Annotated in this window: 21 protein-coding genes and 1 pseudogene; 9 read left to right on the forward strand and 13 right to left on the reverse strand. The window is 60.7% G+C overall.

Translation table 11 applies throughout. The features are described from left to right. Positions 1–59 precede the first annotated feature (59 nt). From RA302_RS33025 to RA302_RS33040, 4 genes are all read right to left on the reverse strand, one after another. Entirely contained in the window at positions 60–1,010 is a 951-nt protein-coding gene (locus RA302_RS33025) for a M56 family metallopeptidase (RefSeq protein ID WP_011133444.1), read from the reverse strand. Continuing rightward, a complete protein-coding gene (locus tag RA302_RS33030; protein WP_011133443.1) occupies positions 1,011–1,370 on the reverse strand; it encodes a BlaI/MecI/CopY family transcriptional regulator in 360 nt (119 codons plus the stop codon). It lies immediately after the preceding gene. Positions 1,371–1,402: 32 nt separating this feature from the next. Further along, entirely contained in the window at positions 1,403–2,284 is an 882-nt protein-coding gene (locus RA302_RS33035) for a M23 family metallopeptidase (RefSeq protein WP_225320456.1), read from the reverse strand. A gap of 132 nt (positions 2,285–2,416) precedes the next feature. Continuing rightward, positions 2,417–4,366, reverse strand: coding sequence for a bifunctional copper resistance protein CopD/cytochrome c oxidase assembly protein (locus RA302_RS33040; protein WP_051721010.1), 1,950 nt, complete (start codon positions 4,364–4,366; stop codon positions 2,417–2,419). A gap of 179 nt (positions 4,367–4,545) precedes the next feature. Here RA302_RS33040 and RA302_RS33045 point away from each other — a divergent pair, with 179 nt between their 5' ends. From RA302_RS33045 to RA302_RS33085, 9 genes are all read left to right on the forward strand, one after another. Beyond that, positions 4,546–5,466: a cation diffusion facilitator family transporter gene (locus tag RA302_RS33045; protein ID WP_030538018.1), complete on the forward strand. Its 921-nt coding sequence runs from the start codon at positions 4,546–4,548 to the stop codon at positions 5,464–5,466. A gap of 50 nt (positions 5,467–5,516) precedes the next feature. Then, positions 5,517–5,999: a signal peptidase II gene (gene lspA / locus RA302_RS33050; protein ID WP_051721011.1), complete on the forward strand. Its 483-nt coding sequence runs from the start codon at positions 5,517–5,519 to the stop codon at positions 5,997–5,999. Positions 6,000–6,244: 245 nt separating this feature from the next. Then, complete coding sequence (locus tag RA302_RS33055) at positions 6,245–7,306, forward strand: multicopper oxidase domain-containing protein (RefSeq protein ID WP_011133438.1); 1,062 nt, start codon at positions 6,245–6,247, stop codon at positions 7,304–7,306. 128 nt (positions 7,307–7,434) lie between these two features. Continuing rightward, a complete protein-coding gene (locus tag RA302_RS33060) occupies positions 7,435–8,568 on the forward strand; it encodes a metal transporter (protein ID WP_037127376.1) in 1,134 nt (377 codons plus the stop codon). After that, entirely contained in the window at positions 8,565–8,984 is a 420-nt protein-coding gene (locus RA302_RS33065; protein WP_011133436.1) for a Rieske (2Fe-2S) protein, read from the forward strand. Before RA302_RS33060 ends, RA302_RS33065 begins: the two co-directional genes overlap by 4 nt. Before the next feature lie 89 nt (positions 8,985–9,073). Beyond that, positions 9,074–9,793, forward strand: a complete 720-nt coding sequence (locus RA302_RS33070) for a TIGR02206 family membrane protein (protein WP_037127360.1) — start codon at positions 9,074–9,076, stop codon at positions 9,791–9,793. Positions 9,794–10,104: 311 nt separating this feature from the next. Next, positions 10,105–10,434 (forward strand): metalloregulator ArsR/SmtB family transcription factor, encoded by a 330-nt coding sequence (locus RA302_RS33075; protein WP_030538015.1) that lies wholly within the window; start codon positions 10,105–10,107, stop codon positions 10,432–10,434. A 27-nt stretch (positions 10,435–10,461) separates the two neighbouring features. Continuing rightward, positions 10,462–10,854 (forward strand): DUF3703 domain-containing protein, encoded by a 393-nt coding sequence (locus RA302_RS33080; RefSeq protein WP_011133433.1) that lies wholly within the window; start codon positions 10,462–10,464, stop codon positions 10,852–10,854. Further along, positions 10,847–12,994 (forward strand): cation-translocating P-type ATPase, encoded by a 2,148-nt coding sequence (locus RA302_RS33085; RefSeq protein WP_011133432.1) that lies wholly within the window; start codon positions 10,847–10,849, stop codon positions 12,992–12,994. Before RA302_RS33080 ends, RA302_RS33085 begins: the two co-directional genes overlap by 8 nt. Before the next feature lie 153 nt (positions 12,995–13,147). On the opposite strand, the pseudogene RA302_RS33090 reads toward RA302_RS33085, so the two are convergent. From RA302_RS33090 to RA302_RS33130, 9 genes and pseudogenes are all read right to left on the reverse strand, one after another. Further along, positions 13,148–13,255, reverse strand: a pseudogene (locus RA302_RS33090) (ArsR family transcriptional regulator); the annotation flags it as partial. Between the two features lie 172 nt (positions 13,256–13,427). Beyond that, the gene (locus tag RA302_RS33095; protein WP_021334701.1) at positions 13,428–14,225 is read right to left on the reverse strand and encodes a hypothetical protein; all 798 of its coding nucleotides are present in this window, start codon (positions 14,223–14,225) and stop codon (positions 13,428–13,430) included. After that, a complete protein-coding gene (locus RA302_RS33100) occupies positions 14,225–16,075 on the reverse strand; it encodes a hypothetical protein (protein WP_338481275.1) in 1,851 nt (616 codons plus the stop codon). Before RA302_RS33100 ends, RA302_RS33095 begins: the two co-directional genes overlap by 1 nt. A 28-nt stretch (positions 16,076–16,103) precedes the next feature. Beyond that, positions 16,104–16,403: a type II toxin-antitoxin system PemK/MazF family toxin gene (locus tag RA302_RS33105; RefSeq protein WP_007733685.1), complete on the reverse strand. Its 300-nt coding sequence runs from the start codon at positions 16,401–16,403 to the stop codon at positions 16,104–16,106. Then, the gene (locus RA302_RS33110; RefSeq protein WP_007733686.1) at positions 16,403–16,639 is read right to left on the reverse strand and encodes a YlcI/YnfO family protein; all 237 of its coding nucleotides are present in this window, start codon (positions 16,637–16,639) and stop codon (positions 16,403–16,405) included. The genes RA302_RS33105 and RA302_RS33110 overlap by 1 nt, the downstream gene beginning before the upstream one ends. Before the next feature lie 461 nt (positions 16,640–17,100). Beyond that, the gene (locus RA302_RS33115) at positions 17,101–17,697 is read right to left on the reverse strand and encodes a TetR family transcriptional regulator (protein ID WP_230587716.1); all 597 of its coding nucleotides are present in this window, start codon (positions 17,695–17,697) and stop codon (positions 17,101–17,103) included. A 109-nt stretch (positions 17,698–17,806) separates the two neighbouring features. After that, a complete protein-coding gene (locus tag RA302_RS33120) occupies positions 17,807–18,781 on the reverse strand; it encodes a DUF2637 domain-containing protein (RefSeq protein ID WP_030537938.1) in 975 nt (324 codons plus the stop codon). A gap of 630 nt (positions 18,782–19,411) precedes the next feature. Then, positions 19,412–19,726: a hypothetical protein gene (locus tag RA302_RS33125; protein WP_030537937.1), complete on the reverse strand. Its 315-nt coding sequence runs from the start codon at positions 19,724–19,726 to the stop codon at positions 19,412–19,414. Further along, positions 19,723–20,505, reverse strand: a complete 783-nt coding sequence (locus RA302_RS33130; protein ID WP_007733691.1) for a ParA family protein — start codon at positions 20,503–20,505, stop codon at positions 19,723–19,725. Before RA302_RS33130 ends, RA302_RS33125 begins: the two co-directional genes overlap by 4 nt. Between the last annotated feature and the right edge of the window lie 652 nt (positions 20,506–21,157).

Genomic DNA, 21,157 nt, shown 5'->3' on the forward strand with positions numbered 1-21,157 from the left:
TACTACGTTGCATAGTTTTTGGGTTGGGGTGGCGCCTCGGCCACCCTTTCCGACTGCCGTCAGGTCACGAGGGCATGAGCGGACGCCGAAAAAACGACCATGGTGGTCAACGCGGCGATGACGGGAACGATCATCGGGAGCACCGCTGCAGAGATACAGACCAGTTTGGTGCCGCGAATCCGGGAATCCGCTTGCAGCCTGACCAAGCGCACCGAGATCTCGTCGTCACCGAGTCCGAGGGTCCACACCGGCTGAGGTAGCGGCGACGTCGCCACCACGCGCAACGCCGACCTGACGGCATCGGGGCTGGTGGCCTGTGCGGCCCGATCGTCGGCAGCTAGCTCGACCAGCCGCCGCACCGCAACAGGAGCCGCTTTGAACAGCGGGATCAACGGCAGCGCCTTCGCGAAGACTTCGCACACACTGATGATTCGGTGATGGTGACCTCGCAAGTGTGCCCGCTCGTGTGCGATCACCGCTTCACGCTCGGATGCGGTCAAGCAATCGGAAAGACCTTTGGTCGCTACGACGAACCCTGGCCGTCCCGCGACACTGTAGGCCATCGGCATCGGATGATCAAGCCAGAGAACATCATCCGATGCCGGATCTGCGCGGGCGATGATCGATACGACATCACGGTGGTAGTCGCGGACCTTCGCTCGGCCCTTATGTTGCCGATGAGCCAAGAACAAGCTGCGAGCGGCGATGAGCGCGGTAACCGCAACTCCGCCGACAGCGAGCGCTTCCCCGATCCAGGGGGCCATCGCGTGTTGGAAGGCAGTGAAGCATCGCACAAGGGCCTCGGAGAGTCCTTCGGCCGGCGCATGGCTCGGCCACAGAAGGATCGCTACTGCCGATACGGCAAAGAACCCCAGACCTGCGATGCTGCCGATCCATGCCGCGAGAATCGCTGCAGGAGCCAGAGTGGTCGATTCGAAACGCCGCAAAACCTTGGGCATGAACGCTCCGATGAGCACCGCCCCGAGAAAGAGGACTGCAGCGAGAGTCATCTACCGAACCTTGCCGTGATCCAGTGCTCGCCGCAGTGCCTCGTATTCGTCATCGGAGACGTTTTGCGCGAAGTGCAGAAGCGCTGAAACAGAGTCATTGCTGTTGTCGAGTAATTCGCGCATGGCCAGCGAGGCAGCTTCATCGCGGCTACGCGATGGCGAATAGATGTACGCGCGGCTTCGTTTTTCCCTCTGCACCCAACCTTTTTCGTGAAGGTGCGTCACGACGGTCAAGATCGTGGTGTATGCCTTCGGGGCGCCGCCCTCGAAGCGGTCGACCAGATCCCGCACAGACTGCGGCTCGTCTGCATCCCACAGGAGATCCATCACTTCGGATTCGAGCCCGCCGAGCCTCTTCATCTTCCTTCCCCCTTCGAAAATCGTCGATTGCGTCAGTCACTGATGGCCGGAGGCTGGATCTGTACCCCGCGCGCGTCCAACCATGCCATGGGATCGACCTTCTGGCCGTCTGCCTGCCACACCTCGTAATGCAGATGTGGCCCTGTTGATTGTCCTCTGTTTCCTACCGTCGCAATCAATTCTCCGGCACGCACCTTTTGACCCGCGGTTACCAGAGTCTCGTTGATGTGTCCGAAGACCCCGATTGTCCCGTCATCCTGCAGGATACGGACCCACAGTCCGAAACCCGACGCAGGTCCGGACTCGAGTACCGTACCGTCGGTCACGGACACGATAGGCGTACCAATCTCATTGGCAATGTCCAACCCGTAGTGAGTCGACCCCCACCGCGGTCCGTAGTTCGAGGTCAATGTTCCGCTCACTGGAGCCATCGTCAGCGGCTGGCGCGCAGCCTCCTCTCTCGAAGCGCGCTCGGCGTCGCGTTCGGTGCCTCGAGCCAGCTGTTCGGCCAACTTCCCCAGGTCGGCCACTTTGGGGACCTGAAGAATTTCCGGAGCCGAAGCCAGTGCCTGCTCGACGAGAGGTGCCAGCGGTTGCTGGTCGAGCTCGACAGGAGCACTGACGCTCCCTGCCGAGGCATGTGAAGCGGATGTTCCGGCGGCGAGCAAAGCGCCGGTGGCAACAGAGAGAACCAAGGCCCGCCCACCAGGACGACTGCGGGACTGTCGGCGATGAGCGCCGCCTCGTCGCGAGTGAACGCTTCCAACGCCGGATTCAACGTCGACTGCTGACGTGGTGGAGATCCGGATCGAGTCGCCCTCCAGGTTGTGACCACTGTGGAGAGTGCCGAAAAGGTAACTTTCCCGAAGCGTGCAGTCGAGATCGTCGGTGTCGGGCTTGCGGTGTCGGGCCAAGATCGCATTCCTTGCGTCGCGGAAGGTCACAGAATGGTGACGGTCCCAGTCAGCGTACTACTATTTCGCATAGTTTTTCATCGGGCGTTGACAAGAGATCACACTCTCGATGAAAAGCCTCACTGCGAGTACTCACTTTTCCCTCCTGACTTGCTGAGAGTCGGTCTCTCGACCCGCACAGCGCCTGATGACAAGGATCCCTGTAGCAATTGCCAGGGGAATTACTCCGACAGCGAGTATCAGTCCGGCACCGAGGCGCTGATCTCGTGCGAGGTCCTCTAGCCAACCTCGCTGCAACGATGTGAAGTACCAATCGGCAATCACCGCGTCAGTGGCAATCAAGGCTGCTGCGAGGCACGCATAGGCGAAGAACGCCGCCAGAAGAAGGACCGTTCTGATTGCGGGGCTTGCTCGTCTCGGCAAGGGATCGACGCCGACCATGACCCAGAAGAACATGAAACCGCAGATCAGCAGGGTGCCATTGATCACCAGATGGGGGACGTGCGAGCCGGCGACAGCGCTGTACATCCCCCCCAGGTAAAGGAGAGGCAGGGCTCCGGCGAAAATCACAGCAATCACATAGGGCTGGGACACGAATCGGAACCAGGAGCCTCTGTACACGCTTTGCGCCCATTCCCTCAGCCCGGGCGCATCTCCGGACGATCGTCGAACGGAGAGCCTAAACAGCGTGAACGGGGCGCCCAGGACCAGACAGAGTGGAGCAAGGACCGCCACGGCGGACGTTGCGGCCATATGCACACTCATCACTGCGGGTGCATATCTACCCACTCCCGACGATGTTGCGACAAGCAACACGAGGCACCCCAGAGCCCAGCTGACCGATCGGCACGTCGACCACTGCACGCCCTGCTGCCGGAGGCGAAAAACGCCGACGAAGTAGCACGCAGCCAACACCACGGCGAGAGTTCCGAAAATGAGATCGAATCGCCAGTCGACGAGCAAGCGGCCCGCAGTCGGTACGCCATCGAGCGCATACCCGAGTACCTCCTCGACTCTGCTCGGATCCTGTCGTTCCATGGGCGCCGGGGGCGGCGTGCGGCCCAGCGCGACGGCGATACCGACGGTTACTGCGAGAACGACCGACTCCACCACTGCCAGACGAATGAAGGTGCGACCGTCGCCGGGGTCCTTCGTCAGTTCGGCGATCGCGACTTTCCGTTGGCGCCAACCCGCCAGTCCCGTGAGGACCAAGGCGGCGACTTTGGCAAGAATCAAGACACCGTAGGTGCTACTCCACACCTCGGTGAGCGGCACCCGCACGGCAGCGTTGACCACACCGCTGATCGCTATGACGACGAACGCCATGAGTGCCACGGCCGAGAAGCGGCGCGCGGCGAAGTCGAGATAGCTCCCCTTTCTGCGGGCATGCAGCACGAGAGCCGCTATTCCTCCCATCCAGATCGACGCCGCAAGGATATGCAGAACCAAACTGTTCGTGGCGATGTCGTGGGATCCTCCCGAGGAGGAGTGACCCGACAGTGCCCTGGGGAGCAGGCTGAACAAAGCGAATGCGAGGAGTAACGGTGTCCACGAATATCGCAGGGTCAGACGACACGCAATCGCGAGCACGAGTGCGAGTCCTGCGGTCCATGCCCATGCAGTGGTGACATCGATGTCCGCAATCGCGCGAGCGAACAGCCCTGGATCGGCGAACACGACGGAGAGAGGTTGGCCTGAACTGTCCGAGAGGGTGAGTGGAACGAGAAGCGCCGCGCATACCGCCCAGATAGCGGCGGCGACGCTTGCGGTTCGTAGCGCCAGATATCCGTCGACATCGAGTACACCTGAAGCTTGAGGCGGAACGAGAACGGCAGCCAAAAGCAGACTGCCTACGGTAATCACGGCGGCAACCTCGCCGAACGCCATCACTGCGGGGAGTCCGTAAGTGGTCAGGGGACCTGGATCAGGAAGTCCGAGCAATCGCAGCGCTTCGGATGTTGACGCCCTAGCCAACACCGCTGCAGTGATCGCGGCTACGACACCCCATCCCAACACTTTCCGCGTGGGTCGTCCGATGACAAGAATATCGGCGCGAGTGTCATCCGGTTCGGTTTCGATCATTGCGGGTGGGGCCTCTCGGGGTGTGGATCTCGCCCGCGCGATCGGCGCTCCGGACCAAAATACTATGACCGATAGTTGCAAGGGGGTTTCAGTCGGGGTTTACTGAAGCCCTCCAATCATCAGATATGCGCATATGACAATGCGACCATGTGGTCGACGACAGAGAAGGGCAAATCGAGATGGGTCACGGTCATGGGCACGGTGTTGCAGAACAGGCTGCGAGTGCATCCGGTAAACATGTCAGCAAACTGTGGATAGCCGTCGGACTCGGCCTGGTCACGTTCGTCACGCAAGTCATCGTGGGCTTGTCCACGTCATCGCTCGCCCTGCTCTCCGACTCCGCACACGTCTTCACCGATGTGTTCGGCATCCTCATGGCTTTGACAGCCATCTTGCTTGCTCAAAGGGCACGATCGCGCCCTGATCGCACGTTCGGTATGTATCGGGCAGAAGTGTTCGCAGCCTTGTTCAACGCTCTACTCCTGTTCGGTGTCGCCGGATGGGTTCTCTACGAAGCAGCCGGTCGACTTTCCGATCCACCTGAGGTTCCGGGGCTCCCTGTGAGCATTGTCGCTGTCGTCGGCCTCGTAATGAACATCGCGGCATTTTTGCTGCTTCGCAGCGGAGCAAAGGAAAGCATCAATGTTCGCGGCGCGTATCTCGAAGTCATGGCGGACATGCTCGGATCCGTCGGAGTCCTGATCAGCGGACTGGTCACACTGATCTTCGGCTGGCGATACGCAGACCCGGTAATCGGCGTTGCGATCGGCTTGTTCGTCCTACCGCGTGCATACAATCTCGGGCGCCATGCTCTGCGAATCCTGCTCCAGCATGCCCCCGCGGGCGTGAGCATCACCGAGGTGACGCAAGCCTTGCAGGGGATCGCCGGAGTCAAGGACGCCCACGACCTTCACATCTGGACGCTGACATCGGGCATGGAGGTTGCGTCGGCTCATCTGACGATCGATGACGAGTCCGATCCGACCAAGGTTCTTGCTGTGGCCCAGGATCTGTTGGCCAAGCAGTTCGATCTCGTGCACGCGACCCTGCAAGTGGAACCTGCTGCGGGCGACGGGCGTTGCCAGGAGCTTCCGTGGTGAGCGCCAGCGAGGCACTTGCCCCGGAACACGAACAACAAACCACATATCGCATGAGACGAGCACTCTTCGTAACAACAGCGCTTATTTCGGCAGGCATAGCTCTGGCGGTTGAACCCGTTGCACGGAAGCACCTTTCCGGGTCCAACGAGATAGATCTGGGCGTCGTCAGATTGAGACTGGCATACAACAGTGGTGTCGCCTTCAGCCTGGGTAATCAGCTGCCAAGTGCCGTCATCATCGCCTTTACCGCTCTCGCCACCATTGGAATCGCCGTATACGCCTGGCGGAGTGTCCCGCAAAGTCGTGGGGTGGCCGTGATCGGTTTCGCTCTGATTGTCGCCGGAGCTGCCTCCAATGTGGTCGACCGAGCCCTCGACGGGAAGGTCACCGACTACTTCCACACCGGCTGGTGGCCCACCTTCAATCTTGCCGATACCTACCTCACCTGTGGATTCATCCTGGTCGTCGTGTCGCTGCTGGTCGAATCCTCGTGCGGGTCCGAACCCGAGATTCAGCGCCCGCAATCCGTGTGACCTGACTCGCGCGAGGAGGGAGCCGGAGCGCTGTCGGCGGGGCAGCAGCCCATCTCTTCGAACTTCTGCGGTTCGAGGTGGCGAAACCACGACGCCCCCACTCGTCGAAAATTCGCGAGGTCCGCCTGGCTTCGGTCAAATCAGTTCGGATAGTTTGGGGACTATGAAAATAAAGTTTGGCATGACAAACTTTGAGGTGTGACTCTCTTGACTGTTAAGAATGTCGATGCTTCGGTCGGGTGGCCATGAGCGCACCCTCGCGGCGCCAATTGTTGATCGGCGGGGCGCTCGCCGGATCAGCCGGACTCATGATGAACGCAGGAAGAGTGGCGGGCGCATCGCCTACCGAGCATCCCGGAGACACCAACCCGGGTGCCGCCGCACCTGACGGAGACGGCGGAGTCCGTCACGGCGGCACGAGCGGTGCGACCTTTCGGGCCGGTCGGCAGGTGAACCACCTCGCCAACGGATTTCATCCCACCGCAATGCTGCGTGACTTCGACTACGGGACGACTTCCGTATCGTCTGACGGCCGAACGTTACGCGAGTGGGAGATCTTTGCAGCGGACGAGGAGATCGAGGTAGCACCGGGAGTCTATTATCCCGCGTGGACCTTCAACTCCCGCATTCCGGGTCCCGCATTGAGGTGCAGTGAGGGAGACCGGCTCCGAGTGAAGTTCGTCAACGGTTCCGCGCACCCCCACACGATGCACTTTCACGGAATCCATCCCGCTGAAATGGACGGAATTCCCGGGGTGGGCCGGGGCATCATCGAGCCAGGAGAGTCATTCACTTACGAATTCGATGCCACCCCTTTCGGATTGCATCTTTATCACTGCCACGTCAGTCCGCTCGCCGAGCACATTGCCCGCGGAATGTACGGCACATTCATCGTCGATCCCGCTCAGGGCCGTCCAGCGGCCGACGAAATGGTGATGGTGATGCACGGTTACAACACCACCTTCGACGGACAAGGAAATCAGCTCTACGCCGTCAACGGCATCCCTTTTCACTACATGCACGAACCTGTACAGGTGAAACGAGGCGAGTTGGTTCGCATCTATCTGGTCAACATCCTCGAATACGACCCGATCAACAGCTTCCACATCCACGGAAACTTCTTCGACTACTACCCGACCGGGACACGGCTCGAACCCAGCGAATTCACCGACACGATCGTCCAGGCCCAGGGCCAACGTGGAATATGCGAACTGCGCTTTCCCCACCCGGGCAAGTACATGTTCCACGCCCACAAGACTGAATTCGCCGATCTGGGCTGGATGGGGTTCTTCGAGGTGACCGAATGAGTGACGCCCCGAATTCAACCCCTCCGACGAGCACTCATGAGAATTCCCTTGGCGCTGCGGGTTCCGCGCAGACAGAGTCCGATCACGGCGACACATCTCGCGCTGGCCTTTGGTTCCGAGGCGCTGCAGTGCTCGCGATCATCGTCGTCGCCTTGACTGCGCTGGCAATGCTCGCCGGACAAAGCCTTCCCGAACGTACCGGCCCACCGATCGAGAACATCTCCGTCGAACGGACGGCCCTCGAACCAGGCCGAATCACGTTGACGCTACGCAACACCGGCCCCGACGCGGTGACCGTCGCGCAAGTTGCCGTGAACGACACATTCGTCGACTTGGTAGGAGCTGCAGATCCCATCGGCAGACTCGAGTCCCAGACGGTCACCCTCGACTACCCGTGGATCACCGGCCAGCCGTACCTCGTATCGATGCTCACCTCCACAGGATTGGTCATCGAACACGAAATTCCCGCTGCTGTAGCAACTCCCGCCCCCGGAGTGGCATTCTTCGGCCTGATGGCCCTCCTGGGCACATACGTCGGAATCATCCCGGTCCTGCTCGGGATGCTCTTGCTGCCGGTGATGCGGCGCGCCGGCACCAGGGCAGTCAGATTCGTACTGGCCGTCACGGTCGGCCTACTCGCCTTCTTGATCTTCGACGGCACGAGTGAAGGGTTCAAACTGGCAGCAGCCTCGAGCGGAGCCTTCGGCGGCGGCACTCTCGTCGTCCTCGGCGCGGTGATCGCCTTCCTGACGCTCACGTGCATCGACCGCTATCTGAGAGGAAAACGGCGCCGAGCCGGCACGACAGGCGCATCCGAACTCAGCCTGGCACTGATGATTTCCATCGGCATCGGATTGCACAACCTCGGAGAAGGCCTCGCGATCGGATCCGCGTATGCGGTAGGTGAACTTGCACTCGGCGCATTCCTCGTCATCGGATTCACCCTGCACAACACAACAGAGGGGCTCGCGATCATCGCCCCATTGGCTCGGCGACGCACCCCCCTACTGACCTTGTTGGGATTGGGGTTGATCGCGGGTGCGCCGGCAATCCTCGGTGCTGTTATCGGAGCGGGCGTCGACAACCGTGAAGTATCTGCGTTGCTGCTCGGAGTCGGTGTCGGGGCAATCATTCAAGTCATCATCCAAATCGCACCATCCCTGCGCACACAAGGCCGCTCAGACCTGGACCCTCTGGTCCTCGTCGGCGTCGGCGTCGGAATACTCCTGATGTTTCTCACTGGTTTGGTGGTCCCCGCATGAGCACGATCGATCCATCCGACATCAAGGTCGGGCGCCGAACGGTCCTCCTAACAGCCTGCGCAACAACTTGTCTCGCCGTCGCCGGATGTAGCACCCAGAACAACAGCAATGCACCCGGCGTAACCCTGGGCAGTGCCGAGGTTCCGATATCAGCGGTTCCTGTCGGCGGCGGAGTCATTCTGGCGGACGAGCAAGTCGTGATCACCCAGCCGCAGGAAGGCGTGTTCCAAGCCTTCTCTGCGGTATGTACCCACCAGGGATGCGTAGTCTCCGAGGTCAGCGATGGAACGATCAACTGCCCATGTCATGGCAGCCGATACTCCATCGTCGATGGCTCGGTCGTGCAACGACCGGCTCAGAAGTCCCTACACAGTTACCCCCTTTCTCTCACTGGGGACACGATCATCGTCAACTAAGCCGGAGAACGGCACTTCCGAACTGGAACAGCTATCTGCGAAGGTTGTCATGGAGCAGTGCGTTCGGCGGCGCCGAGGAAGTGAGAGATGTGTATTCTGCGCAACCCGAGTTTTCGGCGTACGGCCTATCGCATTGGGCCGTCATCGCTCTGTTTGTCGTGGGTTCGGTGTTTCTGATCTTTGCGGGACGTAGACAGACCGAGGTGCAAGCTCGCCACCTCAGCCGCGTCCTCGGCGGAATACTGGCGGTGATATACGGCTCGGCGGTGCTCTACTCGCTGTCCTCGCCCACGCTAGGAGGATCCGTACCCCTACAACTCACCGATCTCGCGACAGTTTCCGCGATCTACGCATTGTGGTCGCACCGACATTGGCCGTTCGCCCTCACCTACTACTGGGGGCTTGTATTGAGTACGCAGGCGTTGATTTCACCGGCTCTGGCCGGGCCAGACTTCCCCGGTTACGAGTTTCTTGTCTTCTGGGCGATTCACCTGTTTGTCGTCTGGGCCGCGATCTATCTCACGTGGGGCCGGAGAATGCGACCTACATGGCGCAGCTACCGCCTCGCGGTACTGGTCACGCTCACATGGGCGATAGTCACTTTCATCTTCAATCGCGTCGCCGATACCAATTACGGCTTTCTCAACGCCAAACCTTCCACCGCATCGCTGCTGGATCTGATGGGTCCGTGGCCGGTGTATCTGTTTTCTGGGATGACGATCGTATTCGTCATCTGGGCTCTGATGACGTGGCCGTGGGAGAGAGACGGGAGTCTCGACAAGGATGCCGCAGATCAACCTATGGGCTAGCCGCCCTCGCTCGACCTTCGCGCCCCTGGCACTGGACTGCTTCACAACAACAATCTGCACAGAGTCCCGCCCAACAGAACTGCCGGGCAGCCCAGTGGCAGGCCAACGAGAGCGGCAGATGTGATTGCTCAACCGGTATGTGGATCCGGTGGGCGGCGCACGCTCCGATCGGCGACTCGGAGTTTCACCCACGCGAGTTCGTCGGCACGTGCTTGATCCAATCGTCGACACCTATAACGAGAGGCGTCTGTCGACATACCGCAGACTATTCATTATTTCCTGTATTCATAATATTCTGTATTATGGTTGATATGGATACCTTGCTGCATCGGGACGCCCTGTCAAGATTCGGATACGCCCTCTCGGACTCGACGAGAACCCAGGTACTGCTCAGCCTGCGGGAGACCCCGGGGTATCCGTCGGACCTCGCCGACCAGATCGGGGTATCGCGTCAGATTCTCTCGAATCACCTCGCTTGCCTGCGCGGGTGCGGACTCGTCGTCGCCGTCCCCGAGGGCCGCCGAACGCGCTACGAGCTGGCCGATCCACGGATCGGGGACACCCTCGGACAATTGATGGACCTCGTCCTCGCCGTCGACCCCACTCTGTGCCCGAAATCGGATGCCGAAGGCTGCTGCTGACCGTGTCACGAATAGGGAGGAACCGCCATGTCTACGCCGACCACCGCAGTTCGCGCACTGTACGAGCGTGAAATGTCTTCCGCGCACACCGCGTCCGACGACACGGTCCGGTGGAGTCACCTCGAACGCCCCCATATCCTCTCGCAGCCACATCCGTGGCTGCATACCCGCAACCACCTCTCGATGCTCAACCTGGCGCTGCGGCAACATGATCGACGCGAAGCACTCGGTCAAGTCCTCCGCATTGTGGTCGCCGCGCCCGGATCGCTGAGTGGGCGGTATCCGGTAAGCAACACCGGACGCACTGCTGTCGGGCTGATGACACCGATGCCGATCCCGGCTGACATACAGAAACTGCTAGCGCGCAGCAACACCGAAGACTCCGACGCTGCAACCGAACCGGAGAGCACTCATGGCTGACGCATGCTGCGGCCCAGACCCCAGCGCGCAAGACGCCACCGAGGTGCACGAGAGTGAGCAACGACTCTGGCATGTCCGCGACCTGCAGATAGCCGCAGCAGCAGCGCTTCTACTGGCGATCTCCTGGCTGATCGGACGCACCGCCGCCGGCACCGCCGTAGCTCTCGTCGCCGCGATCATCGCGGCATCGACCTTCGTACCGAATACCGCGGTGAACCTGCGCCACGGCCGCATCGGCGTCGGAACCCTGATGACGATCGCCGCGATCGGCGCGATCGCGCTCGGCCAGATCAACGAAGCCGCGATGCTCGGGATCTTGTTCTCCGTCGCTGAAGGCCTCGAACACTATGCCGTGACCAAAACCCGGCGCGGCCTGCGAGCGCTCCTCGCGTTGGTGCCGCCGACCGTCTCCGTCCTGCGCGGCGGCCGCGAAGTCACGATCGAACCGGACGAGTTGACCGTCGGTGACCGCATGCTCGTGCGCCCCGGTGAACGCGCCGCCACCGACGGCACCATCGCCGCCGGCACCACCAGCCTGGACCTGTCCGCGATCACCGGCGAATCGGTGCCCGTCGAAGCCGGACCGGGCGATCAACTCCATGCGGGGGCGATCAACGGCGGCGGAGCCATCGAAGTCGACGTCACCGCCCGCGCCTCCGACAGCTCATTGGCTCGGATTGTGCACATCGTCGAAGAAGCCCAGGATCGTAAGGGGTCCGGCCAACGCCTTGCCGATCGCATCGCCCGCCCCCTGGTACCGGCAATCATGGTCCTCGCCGCACTGGTCGCGGGAATGGGCACGCTCCTCGGCGATCCGATGCTGTGGATCGAACGAGCACTGGTGGTGCTCGTTGCCGCATCACCCTGCGCACTCGCAATCTCAGTACCCCTGTCAGTGGTGGCGGCGATCGGTGCCGCAAGCCGAAACGGCGCCCTCGTCAAAGGAGGAGCTGCACTCGAAGAACTCGGCCGCATCACGGTGGTCGCCCTCGACAAGACCGGTACCCTCACCGCCGGAGCACCCGAAGTAATCGACGTCGTCACCACGCCCGGAACCACACGCGAACAAGCACTCTCGGCCGCAGCAGCACTCGAATCTCGCAGCGAACACCCACTCGCCCGAGCAATCCTCGACGCCGCCGAGACCGTCGATCCGGCCGACGACGTCACTGCCGTCGCCGGACACGGACTGCACGGCACACATCGCGGCGTAGTACTGCGGCTGGGAAAACCGGGCTGGGTCGAACCCGGTGCCCTTGCAGCCGATGTCGACCGACTCCAACGCGAGGGCGCCACCGTCGTCCTCATCGAACGTGGAGGCGTGGTGGTCGCGGCGATCGCCGTCCGCGACCAATTACGACCAGAAGCACCCGAAGCGATCCGCCAACTGACCGCACTCGGCATCGAAACAGCCATGCTCACCGGTGACAATCACCGCACCGCACAGGCCCTGGCCGGGCAAGTCGGAATCGGCATCGTCCACGCTGAACTGCTCCCCGAAGACAAAGCCCGACTGCTCCCAGACATCGCGCGAGGCCGTCACATTGCGATGGTCGGCGACGGAGTCAACGATGCCCCCGCGCTGGCCACCGCGAACATCGGTATCGCCATGGGTGCGATGGGCACCGACGTCGCCATCGAAACCGCCGACATCGCACTGATGGGTGAGGACCTGCGGCATCTACCGCAGGTTCTCACTCACGCCCGCCACGCCAGGGCGGTGATGTTGCAGAATATCGGGCTCTCCCTGGCCATCATTGGGGTCCTCATCCCGCTCGCCGCCACCGGTGTCCTCGGACTCGCCACCGTGGTGTTCGTCCACGAATTCGCCGAAGTCCTCGTCATCGCGAACGCGATTCGCGCGGCACGCACCACGCCGCTGCCTGGCCAACCCGAGATTCCGCGCACAACGGGCCAGTTGAACGTAAGCATTGCGCCGCCACGTCACGATCTCGGTGACGCTTGCTGCACACCTGCACCTGCACCACTGACACTGAACAAGCGCGAAGGCACACCGCCCACCATGTTGACGCTGACTACACCGCACCCCACGAAAGCCGACGGCGAATCCGACGGCGGTTGCTCTTGCTGTGAAACCGCTGATCCGGAGCCGATAGAGACTCACCAACGCGGAACGTGACATCCGGCCACGAGGAACCGCCTAGACCGGCGGGAATCGTGACTCATCAACCCGCTCGCCATCCCTCGGCACTCGCACTAAGCGCTGCTTCGAGTCACTGATCACATATGACGGATCGGTTGCCGAAAATGCTTCGATTGACGGTTCAGAAGATCAGGAATGCGCTGCTGTCCGGCGTTCGAGAAGGACTGTATCGCGCCCTATTCCGTCGAATTAGGCGATTTTCTCCCGGATCCCGATGGTCCGAAATCCCGTCGCATTGCCCGCCACCAACTTCCAAGCACTTACGTTGCGTGCTTGTCGAACACCGAGTACGTGCTGGCAAGAGCGTGACGAGGCTCTCGCGTTCACGTGAATCTACCTCGTACGCAGCCGCCTATCCAGACCAATTGGGCTGCCATCGGATCGGCGAGGTGCGATCGCAATGACCTATCTAGGTCCAGTCGATGTGGACGGATTCGATGGAATCGAAGTGAAATCCGAAAGTGTCGCCGTACTGGTCGAATCCCTTGTTTTCAGGGTAATCCATCGTGGCGTGACGTTCGAGGATGGCAACCACCCGGGCATGATCGTCGCCTGCCAAAGCCATGGCGAGTTCCCATGTTTCGTCGAGACTGAAGGGACTGTCGGAGTTCGCGAAGTCGAGGGTACGCACTCGATAGTCGTAACCTTCTTCGGAACCGTTGCGGACGGACACTCCCCCGCGGACTCGGATGGTGGCCTTTTTGGGTTGCCCGTCGGGTCGTAGTACGCCGGCGCGGTCCATGATGTCGCGAGCTTTGACGTTCTTGAGTTTCTTTTTCGCGTCAGCGCGCAGTTCGTTCGTTTCGCCGGAACGGTAGCGAGAGACCGCTGATCGTGAACGGCCGATCTTCTTTGCGACAGCGTCGATTCCACCGAGGCGTTCGATGGCGGCTCGCCGCCTGGCGCGTTCGGTGACGTCGGGGTGCGGGATTCGTCCTTGCTGCGCCCAACGGCGCAGTGTTCGGTCAGAGGGTGGCTTTCTCCCGGCGTCGACAGCTGCTTGCCGTAGGCCTTCTTTGCCGATTTCCGTACGGAGCTGGCGTACGGAGACTTTGCTGGTGAGTCCGGCTAATCCCCCACTTTTGACCGATTTCGATTTTTCGATACCGCTTGTTGCTGCTGTCGAGACGGATACGTTGAGTCCGTCCAAGCCGACGGTCTTCTGTGCGGGTTTGGTTGATCGTGGTTTCGGAAGATGTAGGGCCACTATATGTTTCCTTCATCTTCGTCGGTGAACGCAGCTTTGAGTGCGAGGTTGATCTCGTGGGTGTCGCGGGCGTCGGTCAGCATGACGGTTATGTTTTCGGTGAGCGGGGCGCTCTTTTCCAGAGTCATTTTCCCGAGTGCGTCACTCTCGTCTGCGATGTCGATGCCCGGGGGCAGGGGGTAGACCCAGGAGTCGGTGACGGTGCGCAGTGGCCAACGCCCGGTTTCGCGTGCGATGCGCATCGCGACGCGGCGGCCTCGCCAGCGGCAGTGTGCGATGATCGCTGCTCGCCAGAGCGGTTGGTGGTGGTGTTGCATTTGTTTGGCGGTCCACATGTCGGGGTTGACCATTCGGCCGATGTAACCCTTGTAGCAGGCGCCGATGAACCGTTTCATTGCTGTGTCGCCGGTGTCGACGGCAACTTTGCGGGCTTCTCGCAAGATTTTCGCCCACTTGTCGAGGGCTCGACCCTGTTCGGGGTAGACCCATGCTTCTGCGATGTCGAGGTCGTCGAGTTCTGCGCCGATTCCGCCATCGGCGATGGACGTTTGAAGTGCATCGAGGCTGACGGTGGTGATCCAGGTCTGCACAGGTTGGTCGGCGAGCATGTGTGGGTGAGGCAACGGTAGAGCGGGTGGGAGCGCCAGCATGTCACCCGGTGGGAGGGTTACACGCCAGAGTCCGAACGGGGTTTTCGATTGCCGCGCGGCGTCGAGCGCGTTCTCGCCGCGAAGATGTCGAGGTTTTCCGTAGCCGAATTCGAGCATGCCAGCGGAAGCGAGGTACGCCGCTCGTTGGTCTATCGATACCAGTTGTGTTGCATCGGAAAGTTCTTCGAGGTGCGGGATGCGGGTCCATCCGAGGGCAGGTTCGAGATCTCCGCGGGGTTCGCCGTCCAGCGGTGGGACCGGTCCACCGACAGTGACGACGATTCCTTTACCGCTGCGGGTGCGGTCGCGTTTGATCTTGTCGACGATGGCGGCGCCGGTGCGTGCTGGAGTGGGACCGGGTAGCACGCCGAGGTGTTGTGCGCACCAGGCGAGCCGGCGTCCCAGTTCCTGCGCAGCGGGGAGGTCGTCGTCGGGGAGGTAGGTTCCGGCGGTGGGAGATCCGAGGATCCCCATGTCCCCCACGCGATTGCCCCATCCGAAGTCTTTGTTCCAGTAGGTCCACACGTAGGGTTCGATGAAAATGTCGACCATGGATGTGAAGTTCCCGGTGGTGCGGGAGAGGTGAACGACGTGGCCGGGTTCTCCGCGGAGTTCCCATCCTGCGGTCAGCATCGGGGTCAGCGTGGCGTGGAGGATCGCGGTGAGTTCTTCGGCAGCGCGGGTGCGCAGGATTTCCATGTCGTCGACGTCGTCTTCGCTGCCTGGGTCGATGATCCATCCAAGCATGTCGCAGGCTTCGATTCCGACTATCCAGATCTGCGCCGGTGCGCCCAGCGGGGTGAGCGTTGCCCATCTGATGAGTTTGTCGAGTTTTTCGATGGAATCGACTGGGCCGGTGAGTGTGTGGCCAGATGGTGTGTAGGTGCCGGCTGCTGTGACAATGACGGCGTGGCCGTCTGCTGCCTCGCTGGCGGGAGGAAGAGCGGCCGGTTCGGTTGCGTCGAGTTCTGGCGCCTGGGTGGGTTCCGTTTCCATTTCGTTGGAGCGCTCATCCGGAGGGGCGACGATGTCGTCGGTCCAGGGGTGCTCCGCAACCCCGGAATCCGTTTCGAGACAAGCGGTGTCGTCAACGTCGAACAGAGAAGGCTGATCGGGTTCGGGAACTTCGTCCGAACGAGTAGCGGATTCTGGTGGCTCGAGCTCGAATAGCGTGAACTGCTCCCCTTTCTTCAGCGCCATGTTTCATCCTTTCCGTTCACTGTCGTCATCATTCGAGATCGAAGGCGGCGCGCACGGCTATGGACAGCGATTCCTCTTGCGCTGGAAGAAGATAACCGATGATGTTGCCGAGTGCACTGACGGGAATGGTGGTGATGTGGTCGCAACTGACCACCGCGTCGGCGGATAGTCCGTTAGCGACGCTGACGGACACCTCAGTGGACAGTCCTCGGATCTCGCCGGTGATGGGCGCTACCGTGACGGTCCCGAGGTGTGGACGGACCATCTCTCGGGTGAGTACGAGGACCGGCCGAACTGTGTCGAGCTTGGCTTCGTGAATTGGTCGCATCAGGTCGAGCCTGTTGGCTGTCGATTCACGGCGTGGTGAGCGAGGGGGCTCAAATCATGTTCGGATGTTGCGGCCGAGAGGATCTCCGCGTCTCGTGCGGCTATCTGACGGCGACGCTCCCGTTCGAGAGCGCGCAACACTAGTGAGGCTCGCGAGGCGGCGCGATGTTCCCTGACTTCGTCGTCGAGAAATTCCACGATCTCGTCCGGTAGTCGTACCGCGATCTGCGTGCTCATATGCTGATGGTACCGAAGTGGGATTCGTTTTGGTACCACCATCGCGTGCGAGTTCTGGAACCGATCATTTCAACGGGAGGCAAGGGCCGATGAAGTACTCAGCGGCCCCGACGCGGCACATCTTGCCACGCACACGGTTTCCGCTGTCTTCATCGGTCGATCTCTATCTGGTGTTCTTCAGTCTCAGTGACGGTCCCATCGATGGTTACGTCTCCACGTCGGTACGGCTCGGATCGCTGAAATATTCGCTATGAGACAAAGCACTTCGGGGATTCGACTCTCGATGTCAGGCACTTTGTCACTCCTCTCGACGACGCGACTGCCTCGCTACGGTCGAGGAATTAGCAGTACACCGTGCACACGGTTGGCGACGTCACCGCGAGGATTGAGTCCGATTCCTCTCCCCTACTCACGACCTCGCCAGCGCGCGGACTACGCATCTGAAATCAAATACGCGTTCACTAAGTCGTCGATGCGTGAAGTGAAATCTCCAGGGTCGCCCAGTACCTGTATGACTTGAACTGCGCCGATAAATCCCGCGCACAGATTCGCTGCCAGGCGCTGGGCGGCAGAGGCGGGAAGCTGTCCGTCTGCGATCGCAGTATCGACGAGTCGGCTAACGAGTTCCACCCACTCACGGAAGCGGGTGGGGCGGTATCGAGACCTGCTTCTGTGGTGAGCCTGAGGCCGGCTCGGGCCAGGGCATCGTCGGCTATAAGCGCCGCTGAACCGTTGAAGAATGCAGCCAACTTCTCGATCGCTGGTATTGCTGATTCATCGGTTGTTTGTCGGATTCCGCCGAGCGCGGTCAACCAGTGGTTGATGAGTTCTCTCGCGATCGTTTCCTTGGAGTCGAAGTGGAAGTACACGGCTCCTTTCGTGGAGGCAGCCTCCGCAACGATGTCGTTCATGGAGGTAGCGGCGTACCCATCGATCGAGAATGAGCGTGCAGCTGCCTTGAGGATCTTGGCCTTCGTCTCGTGCGCTCGCTGTTGTCGGGGTCGCTGGCGCGGTTCGGGCGGAACGATCAAGTGGTGTCGGTCGTCTGGGTCGGTCAATGCGGGTTCCTTACCTGCAGTCTGTGGGCACTCTGCTGTGGTCAACCCCTCCATGATGATGCAATTCCTGGCGCTCGGGAACCTTGGCGTTGGCGGGTTGCGGCGCTGCTCACGTTGTAGTGACGAGTTGGTCGGTGAAGTGAACATCGGAGGCTCGCATGTCGATGAGCGGCGGGTTGTCGAAGCCAGCTGCTCGGGCCGCGGTATCGAACTTTTCGTATCGGCGCCACGAGGTCGATGTTGCAACGGGAGGGTTGGACGTCTGGGCGATCAGCTCCCAGGTGAGAGTCGGGTCTGCAAGCTTGCGTCGTGCGGTGTCCTTGACAGCGTCGGGCAGGTCCGATGTGGCAATGAACCATTCGAGTTCGGCGTGCGCCACCGCCTCTGCGTTCGACGGCTCCGGGTCCACTGAAGACCCCGTTTGTTCGGAGGGGCTCGGATGCGGAGCGCTTTCCGGCGCGTCATGCGTTTCTACGACGCCTAAAGAAGGCTGGGCTCCTACGGCTGTTTCGTTGCACATGACGACGCTTTGCGTAGCGACCGTACCCACACCTGCGGCAGCATTGTCGATCTCGATCTTGTAGTCGGAATATGCAATACCCGTTGCTTTGATCAGGATTCCCAGACCGTGCGTGAAGGCGAGTACGAGCACCGGCGGAATGACCGCGATCATGGCAGCAACGGCCGGGTCGAGAGGCGTGTAGCCGATACTCTGACCTGCCGCAACGGCCTGTTGCGCAACTGTTGCGGAGTGGAACGCATGGTAGGCGTTCCCGAGGATGCTGATCGCGACCACCGCAACAGCAACAGCAACGTAGAAGTACTTGTCGCGTCGATGCATCTTCAGTTTGCTCAGAATGACGATGGCGACGGTGGATCCGAAGATTGCACTGTCAACGATGACGGGAAAGATCCATGCGAGGTTTTCGGGGATGGTTCCTTGGCGCGCGAGGTCTCGTTGGACCGCGAAGGAGAGGACAAATGCGCCTGCGGTGATCCCGATTGCGATGAAAATCGCGATGAGAAGTGCGGCGATCAGTGCTCCAAGCTGGATCCGCGCTGCGCGCAGACTAAAATCACCCATGATCGGGTTTTCCTTCCTACAAGGGGTGTTCTCGGTCTGGAGTCCCGCTGGTTGCCGCCGGCGGGACTCCTCCTGGTTTCGGAAGATTTCTTCTGGTTGTCCTCCTGCGTTTCGTCCGTTTTGCGTGCGGTGAGGGTTGACAGCGATTTCTAGCGGTCGTATCCGAGAGTCGACTGATGTTTTTTGCGTCGCGCTCAAAGCACGTCGGCGATGTCGTTCCAGCTGCGTGCCTGTTGATCTGAGAGTGACGTGGGGTGGTCTGCAATTTTGCGTGAGAATTGCGTGACTGCAGCGGATTGTTCACGCAATTTGCTCCAGGCTTTGCGCTGCCAAGGCTTCTAAGTTCTACAGAACGGACAGTCAGCAGATGAGAGGGACATGGCATTGCGCGCGCAGCAAGGACTTCCCGCCCCGGCGGTTCACCTCCCGCCCGCACCCGACAGCCGTTCTCAATATCGAGGTCCTTGGAATGTCCCCCACATATGCCTACTCGGCTGTCGTGCCAGGCGCCTCTAATTAGGTCTTCCAGCCGAAACACAAGATGCCCTCGCCCGGGGGCCGAACTCCACAATCAAGAATTAAGACAATCCATCATGCGTGCACGCAGTGCATGCCATGCACGCGGGTCCCTTATAGTCCTCTGGCCTTCAAGTATTCGTCAAGCGCGGCCTCGGTCATCGATGCCTCGCTGATTTCGCGATCGCCAGTCTCGTACCGCAATTTGTCGACGCCGCGCCGGAGGCGATCCTTGGTCGATGGTTTGATGCGCGTGTTGTGGGTCATCGACAGCTTCTCCTCCTCATCTTTGCGGGCGCTGAGATCCGCTGAAGGCGATGGTGGCGTAGCTGCAGGTGCCGCGGGGGTCGCGTCTCCCCTGGGCGGACGTTCCGGGATGAGTTCAGCCGGATGTGTCTTACGAATGGCAGGTTCCCGCTTCACGCTCATGCCGGGGCTCCGATCACGATGGGCAACTCAGCGAGCAAGTCACTGTAGGCAAGTTGCAGCGTCAATGCTTTCCCACCCTTGAACTGGTGAATCGGAGTGCGATTCGAGTGCGCGTCCTGGCGGGCCGCGAGTTCCGGGATCGATGTCTTGGCGACGAGTGAGCCGTAGGTTTCCCGTAGCTCGCTCTCTCTGAACTCGTGTTCGCCGGTAGACCGTTTACGACTGATCACGATCTTGTCGAATTCCAGCTTCGGATTCGCCCGTTTACGAACGGTGTCGATTGTCTCTTCGAGCTTCTGAACGCCACCGACACTGTCGATTGTGGGTTCAGTGATGGCGACAACGCCATCTGCTGCAATAAGAACCGCGAACAGCACCTTGCCCATATTGGGAGGGCAGTCGAAAAGCACGGCGTCATAAGGAGAAAGGTCGAGCCCTTCGAACGCAACGTCTAGGCGAAACACCAGGTCATTCGACCCATCCGACTCGATTTTGCCGAGCTCTTCGTCTGCGGGAATGAGGTCGACGCCATCCCATGGGGTGGCAATGATCGCCTCGGCTGCAATGCCTTCTCTGGTCTGGTTCATGAGGTGGTAGGCCGTCATCATGCCCTCTTCGAGAGTGACGCCGAGGCCGCCGGTCGTATTGCCCTGTTGGTCCATGTCGACGACAAGTACTTTTCCGCCGACCGCGGTGATGGCGCTGGCAAGCCCGAGAGTGGAGGCCGTCTTGCCTACGCCACCCTTCTGGTTGCCGAGTGCGATTTTGCGTGGCTGCATTGCGGACCTTTCATCGAGGGCGTTGACATTTGCGAGGCGTGCATTGCGTGTAAACCACGCGCTGCATGCAATATGTGCATTGCTTGCTGTGTGCGCAATCCACGCTGTACGTGGGCTGCATGCAGACTGTGCGTGACGGGCAATCCGAGCTCTGCATGCATTGCGCGCTAAGTCTGCTCCACTCGCTAAACACGCACACTGTGCATTACGTGCGCGCGTAGCATAACACGCATGTCATGCGTGACGTACAAGCCTCGCACTCTGCGCGTGTCATGCACGAATTGCATCAAGTGCAACCCTTGCGTTCAGCGCGTGCAATGCTCATCACGCGTTCACCGCAACCCATGCACGCCATGCGCGACATGCTACCCATGCCTCGCTAGCAAACCCCGCATGCTTTGCACACATTGCGTACCTCGCTAGCCAAGCACTGATCACATACAACGCATGGCGTGCTCTGCACGCACCGCTAGCGGTGCTACCTCCGCACGCACGCGTTGCTCTGCATGCAAACCATATAACGCTCGCAGCGCACGCAGGGCACGCATGACGCGGTATGCAAGGATTGCACGCATGCCATGCACTGCTAGCAGGACATGCCTTGCATGCACCGCACGTCTTTCACTTCTGCATGCAATGCATGCTGTGCATA

Source organism: Rhodococcus sp. DN22, assembly GCF_036669995.1.
Taxonomy (GTDB): Bacteria; Actinomycetota; Actinomycetes; order Mycobacteriales; family Mycobacteriaceae; genus Rhodococcus_F; species Rhodococcus_F erythropolis.

Coding starts and splice junctions, on each gene's coding strand:
- RA302_RS33025 (WP_011133444.1), bottom strand. CDS start 1,010: ATGACTCTCGCTGCAGTCCTCTTTCTCGGGGCGGTGCTCATCGGAGCG.
- RA302_RS33030 (WP_011133443.1), bottom strand. CDS start 1,370: ATGAAGAGGCTCGGCGGGCTCGAATCCGAAGTGATGGATCTCCTGTGG.
- RA302_RS33105 (WP_007733685.1), bottom strand. CDS start 16,403: ATGCGACCAATTCACGAAGCCAAGCTCGACACAGTTCGGCCGGTCCTC.
- RA302_RS33045 (WP_030538018.1), top strand. CDS start 4,546: ATGGGTCACGGTCATGGGCACGGTGTTGCAGAACAGGCTGCGAGTGCA.
- RA302_RS33125 (WP_030537937.1), bottom strand. CDS start 19,726: ATGAGCGTGAAGCGGGAACCTGCCATTCGTAAGACACATCCGGCTGAA.
- RA302_RS33110 (WP_007733686.1), bottom strand. CDS start 16,639: ATGAGCACGCAGATCGCGGTACGACTACCGGACGAGATCGTGGAATTT.
- RA302_RS33085 (WP_011133432.1), top strand. CDS start 10,847: ATGGCTGACGCATGCTGCGGCCCAGACCCCAGCGCGCAAGACGCCACC.
- RA302_RS33055 (WP_011133438.1), top strand. CDS start 6,245: ATGAGCGCACCCTCGCGGCGCCAATTGTTGATCGGCGGGGCGCTCGCC.
- RA302_RS33100 (WP_338481275.1), bottom strand. CDS start 16,075: ATGGCGCTGAAGAAAGGGGAGCAGTTCACGCTATTCGAGCTCGAGCCA.
- RA302_RS33080 (WP_011133433.1), top strand. CDS start 10,462: ATGTCTACGCCGACCACCGCAGTTCGCGCACTGTACGAGCGTGAAATG.
- RA302_RS33040 (WP_051721010.1), bottom strand. CDS start 4,366: ATGATCGAAACCGAACCGGATGACACTCGCGCCGATATTCTTGTCATC.
- RA302_RS33120 (WP_030537938.1), bottom strand. CDS start 18,781: ATGGGTGATTTTAGTCTGCGCGCAGCGCGGATCCAGCTTGGAGCACTG.
- RA302_RS33130 (WP_007733691.1), bottom strand. CDS start 20,505: ATGCAGCCACGCAAAATCGCACTCGGCAACCAGAAGGGTGGCGTAGGC.
- RA302_RS33065 (WP_011133436.1), top strand. CDS start 8,565: ATGAGCACGATCGATCCATCCGACATCAAGGTCGGGCGCCGAACGGTC.
- lspA (WP_051721011.1), top strand. CDS start 5,517: ATGAGACGAGCACTCTTCGTAACAACAGCGCTTATTTCGGCAGGCATA.
- RA302_RS33075 (WP_030538015.1), top strand. CDS start 10,105: ATGGATACCTTGCTGCATCGGGACGCCCTGTCAAGATTCGGATACGCC.